The organism is Bacillus sp. SIMBA_005, from assembly GCF_046535585.1.
GTDB classification, from domain to species: Bacteria; Bacillota; Bacilli; order Bacillales; family Bacillaceae; genus Bacillus; species Bacillus pumilus.
Genome location: NZ_JAWRWI010000708.1, coordinates 1 through 257 on the forward strand (window position 1 = coordinate 1; position 257 = coordinate 257).

General features: G+C 63.8%; 1 protein-coding gene. It reads right to left on the reverse strand.

Annotated elements, in window-relative coordinates; translation table 11 throughout:
• Positions 1-228 (reverse strand): hypothetical protein (locus tag SB660_RS21910; protein ID WP_410584547.1); only part of this gene is annotated, 228 nt, incomplete at its 3' end.
• Positions 229-257 lie beyond the last annotated feature (29 nt).

Below are 257 nucleotides of genomic sequence, written 5' to 3' on the forward strand. Positions count from 1 at the left end.
GGGAGCCGTTTGTGCTCCGCGTAGCAGAGCGGCCTGCTGCAGAAGCAACTGGCCAAGCTGCTGCGCATCTTCCGGCGTCGTCACGAGGCAAAGCTTCACCGGCGGCACCGTCGTCAGACGCAGCTGGTGAAGAGTCAACATGACCACGTCGTCCTCCACGCTCACGCGCACGTCGAAGCCCGTCATCGGGAAGAAATCCTGCGGCTTGCGTGCTGGCTGCTCTCCCATGTCGCCCTCCTTGCGGGCTGTGTTGTTGG